Below are 3,923 nucleotides of genomic sequence, written 5' to 3' on the forward strand. Positions count from 1 at the left end.
GGCGGTTCATCTAAACAAGCAGTAGCAATAATGGGTAATGGTAGTTTAAAAGTTAGGTGGATGACCGGACTAGAATATGCACGCTTAATGGGTGCTGGCTGGTACTCGCTTAAAAATATGCGGGATTCGCAAATTCATTATGGATTTGGCGATGCGGTTGCCGTGCCTGTTGTCGGATGGGTTGCCAAACATATGATACTCCCAAACCTTATAGCCTCTCGCAATGCCCAAGAGAAAACAGTGAATGAGTAAGAAAGGCATGCTTACAAAACAATATCTAGACGCAGCCAAAGAATGGTATGAAAACCAACGTGCACAGAGTGGTGCAGTGAACACAAATGTCATGAACGCAGGTCTAGTTGTTTCACATATGGTTGCTGAGGGCCTGCCTATTAGCGATGAGCGTCTTTTTAGTAAGGGAAAAAGCCAGGTTCGTGGCCTTAGTGGCAGCTCCATCGCTAAGATTTTGGAACAACACGGCGAAACCCGGCTTTTTACACGAGAAGGTGGTCGCACATCTCGAGGAACGGTCCATTTAGCTGAATCATTTCGTGATATTTTAAATGGTATACCTCTCATTCATAGTGAAGAGCTATCAGCTACTGATATTTCGTTTTTACTTGAAGATTTCTTCACTGCTTGTGTTCGTTTCGACTATTTCGACAAACAGACAATTAAAGTCGATATTGATCCAACAAAACCAGTATCCGCTATCGTATCTGATATTCTGGATGCTGCCTCTGAGCGTTCTGATAAGCCTAGTGGAGCAGTACTCCAGCACCTTATCGGTGCAAAGTTACAACTTCGTTTTCCAGAAATAGAAATCGGCCTTGATCAGGCAAATTCCGCAGACATGCAGACCGATCGAGAAGGTGATTTTCAAGTTGGCACTACAGCTTTCCACGTGACTATTACCCCTATGGAAAAGCTTATTTCGCGCTGTATTGAGAACAAAAGATCGGGCTACAGGCCTGTAATATTAACGCCGGAGAGTAGAGTTCTAGCCGCACGTCAAATGGTTGAAAACGTAGGGATGCCCAACCAGATATCGGTTCAAGCAGCAGAAGTTTTTGTTGGAACCAATATAGAAGAAATTTCTATCTATGATGGTGACAAAATTCGGGAGGGAGTTGCTCGGCTGATCCGAACCTATAATAACCGTATTGAAAATATTGAAATCGATAAGTCTCTTATGATTGAAGAGCCGAAGTGGATCGTGAAAATCCTTTCAAAAGATAGCAAGAGCTAGATTCTAACCAGCTCAATAAAGCCCCGTATAATATCCTTGGCCGCAAATCCTGCACAGTTTTCGATGGCCGTATTGTTGCTAAAGTCAGGAGCTTTTTCAGAGACTCTCCCGGTATATCGGTGAAAGTTACGGGAACTTTGGTCCCGTAACCCTCCGTCTAGACCTTGTGCAATTAGTGGTTTAGACGCCGTGCCACTTTTTCAAAATCCGCTAGTGCCCAAAAACTTTCAAGGAAATTCGGCTTCGCATTGCGGTGATCGATGTAGTAAGCGTGTTCCCACATATCCACGGTCAACAACGGTGTCTGCCCGTTAAGCAACGGATTCTCGGCGTTGGGTGTATTGACAATCTTGAGACTATTTCCATCGATGACCAGCCACGTCCATCCTGCGCCGAAGACCTTCTGTGCAGCATCCGAGAACTGCTGTTTGAACTCTTCTAATGAGCCAAAATATCGGTCCAGCTCTCGGATCAACTCACCTGTAGGCGAGGAGCCGCCGGGGGTTAGGCAGTGCCAGAAGAAAGTATGGTTCCAGATTTGCGCAGCTTGGTTGAAGAGAAATCCCTCTCTCTCGCGAATCATGAGCTCGGGCAAGTCAGCGTTGCTTAGCGATGCATCGGCGGTGTTCTTAATCGCCTCGTTTGCTTTGGTGACATAGGTGTTGTGGTGCTTGCCATAATGGTAATCGAGCGTTTCGAGCGACATATGCGGTGCCAAGGCGCTACGGTCGTAGGGCAGCTCGGGAAGTAAAAAAGCCATGTGAGTCTCCTTGATTCCTATCAGCGGTGGTACCCGACGTGACCAGCCGGGGCCGCTTTCGCCATTGCTATCAAGGTCTGTTGCCAAAGATCAATTCAACCTTTGCTAAAAAGTTTAGCCAATGCTAACTTTTAAAGCAAAGGGATCTTTTAGTTGGCGCTACCCCCAATGTCGAAAGCGCCTATCGAATCTTCAAATCTAGAGGAGTTTACGATGCGTAGAACAACTCAAAACGCAATGCCCAGAGATAGTATCGACAGCCAGTGGGCGAGGTTTACGCAAGCAGGTAACGAATCGCTTGAGCGCGGAAACCTACTCGATGCACAACGGTACTATGAGAGGGCGCTAACTGAAGCTAGTGCCATGTTTGATAAGGCTCATTCTGAAAGTGCTGCTTGCCACTATGCACCAATGACTTACAACATCGCTGCATTCAATCTTGCCACTCTATTTAATGAGCTCGGTAACAAACAGATGATGCACCGCTACGCACGCTCTGCATTGGAGCACCTGATCGAGGTTGCCGAACAGCGTAACGTGCCGCAGGAACTACGCTTGCAGTGCATACAACATTTGGGTCGTGCGGTCATCACACTTGAACAACTCTTCCCGGGGGCGCAAACCCATCCTGATTATCGCGTTTTGGTTGCGAATGCTGACTTATTACAACGCAAGTTCGATGTTCGTGCAGGGCTATACAGTATCCCTTCAGCATCCGAACGCGGAGCGATCATCCATTGAGAGCGGGCCGAGTGGATAGTCTGTCGATATTGACGTATTCAGCGGCACGTCTGCGACAGCTACCAACACATTCATCCTTTCTAACTCAGCTGGGTGTTGTCAGAAGACTTGATTCGGACTGTTAACTCCAAACAGCCATGATTCGATACCGTATCACCTGAGACTAAATCCAACGTTATTATCTGGATGGCTGTTGACTAAATTTATTATTGTTTTAACTGATTACGCATATAAAACTCAGTCTTCTTCTAGGCCCGGTACGATATCGGTGATCTCCTCATCAATACCGTCAGAACTGAAAAATCGTTATGAAATACGTATATCCAAAACATCACTCTAAACAGAAGACAGTATAGCACTCAGGATACGAGGTACGGCTTACCATGAGGGTGCGAGCTATTGACTGCCTACCGCATGAGCCCTTAAACGCATCACGGATGCCTCTCCAGCACCCTAAATAATTCGTTATGAAGACAGACCAACAGACAGTAATGACAGATTGAAAATATAAAACATGTCCATTATGCTAGACAAATGGATATAAAAAACATTACTGATAGCTTTGGCGCACTAGCTCAAGAGACTCGACTCAAAGCCTTTCGGCTTCTTGTGCGCTATGAACCCGAAGGCCTTCCTGCTGGAGAAATCGCACGCCAATTAGTAGTGCCACATAACACCATGTCGGCACACCTATCGGTGCTCTCGCGGGCAGGATGGGTCACATCCCGTCGGCAGAGTCGCTCAGTTATCTATCGTGCCAATCTCGGTCACATGCAACAAACTCTCGATTTCTTTATTCGCGATTGCTGTGCAGGTCATCCCGAAGTTTGCGTGCCGTTTATAGCAGCCTTTAATGAATCCCCCCTCACTGATAGCAAGGAATGAAAACACGTGGAAACAACCATTTATCACAACCCAGCATGCGGAACCTCCCGTAATACGCTAGCGATGATCGAAGCATCTGGTGAGGTCCCGTACGTCATTGAATATTTAAAGACGCCACCTAGTCGTGAGCGACTAGTTGAACTGATTTCATTAGTGGGGATTGCGCCAAGAGAGCTACTGCGCCGCAAGGGCACCCCCTACGAAGAACTCAACCTGGATGACCCGGCGCTGAGTGATGATCAACTGATAGATACCATGATGGCGCACCCTATTCTTATCAACCGCCCG

The 3,923-nt window shown here is 46.9% G+C and carries 5 protein-coding genes and 1 pseudogene; 5 read left to right on the forward strand and 1 reads right to left on the reverse strand.

What is annotated here, in order from left to right; translation table 11 throughout:
• Positions 1 to 252, forward strand: a pseudogene (locus tag AC0UA9_RS16765) (hypothetical protein); the annotation flags it as partial.
• Positions 245 to 1,249 (forward strand): DUF4928 family protein, encoded by a 1,005-nt coding sequence (locus tag AC0UA9_RS16770; protein WP_475661806.1) that lies wholly within the window; start codon positions 245 to 247, stop codon positions 1,247 to 1,249. The pseudogene AC0UA9_RS16765 and the gene AC0UA9_RS16770, both read left to right, overlap by 8 nt.
• A gap of 172 nt (positions 1,250 to 1,421) precedes the next feature.
• On the opposite strand, the gene AC0UA9_RS16775 is transcribed toward AC0UA9_RS16770, so the two are convergent.
• Complete coding sequence (locus tag AC0UA9_RS16775) at positions 1,422 to 2,009, reverse strand: superoxide dismutase (protein WP_475661807.1); 588 nt, start codon at positions 2,007 to 2,009, stop codon at positions 1,422 to 1,424.
• A 213-nt stretch (positions 2,010 to 2,222) separates the two neighbouring features.
• On the opposite strand from AC0UA9_RS16775, the gene AC0UA9_RS16780 reads away from it, so the two are divergent.
• The 3 genes from AC0UA9_RS16780 to arsC form a co-directional block, all read left to right on the forward strand.
• Entirely contained in the window at positions 2,223 to 2,750 is a 528-nt protein-coding gene (locus tag AC0UA9_RS16780; protein WP_089037376.1) for a hypothetical protein, read from the forward strand.
• Positions 2,751 to 3,284: 534 nt separating this feature from the next.
• Complete coding sequence (locus tag AC0UA9_RS16785) at positions 3,285 to 3,635, forward strand: ArsR/SmtB family transcription factor (RefSeq protein WP_475661808.1); 351 nt, start codon at positions 3,285 to 3,287, stop codon at positions 3,633 to 3,635.
• A 6-nt stretch (positions 3,636 to 3,641) separates the two neighbouring features.
• Positions 3,642 to 3,923: arsenate reductase (glutaredoxin) (gene arsC, locus AC0UA9_RS16790; protein ID WP_475661810.1), on the forward strand; the 282-nt coding region annotated here is incomplete at its 3' end.

The organism is Colwellia sp. F1 (genome assembly GCF_056238625.1).

Bases quoted from the DNA above. Each gene is read 5' to 3' on its own strand.
- AC0UA9_RS16770 (WP_475661806.1), top strand. From the start codon at position 245: ATGAGTAAGAAAGGCATGCTTACAAAACAATATCTAGACGCAGCCAAA.
- AC0UA9_RS16775 (WP_475661807.1), bottom strand. From the start codon at position 2,009: ATGGCTTTTTTACTTCCCGAGCTGCCCTACGACCGTAGCGCCTTGGCA.
- AC0UA9_RS16780 (WP_089037376.1), top strand. From the start codon at position 2,223: ATGCGTAGAACAACTCAAAACGCAATGCCCAGAGATAGTATCGACAGC.
- AC0UA9_RS16785 (WP_475661808.1), top strand. From the start codon at position 3,285: ATGGATATAAAAAACATTACTGATAGCTTTGGCGCACTAGCTCAAGAG.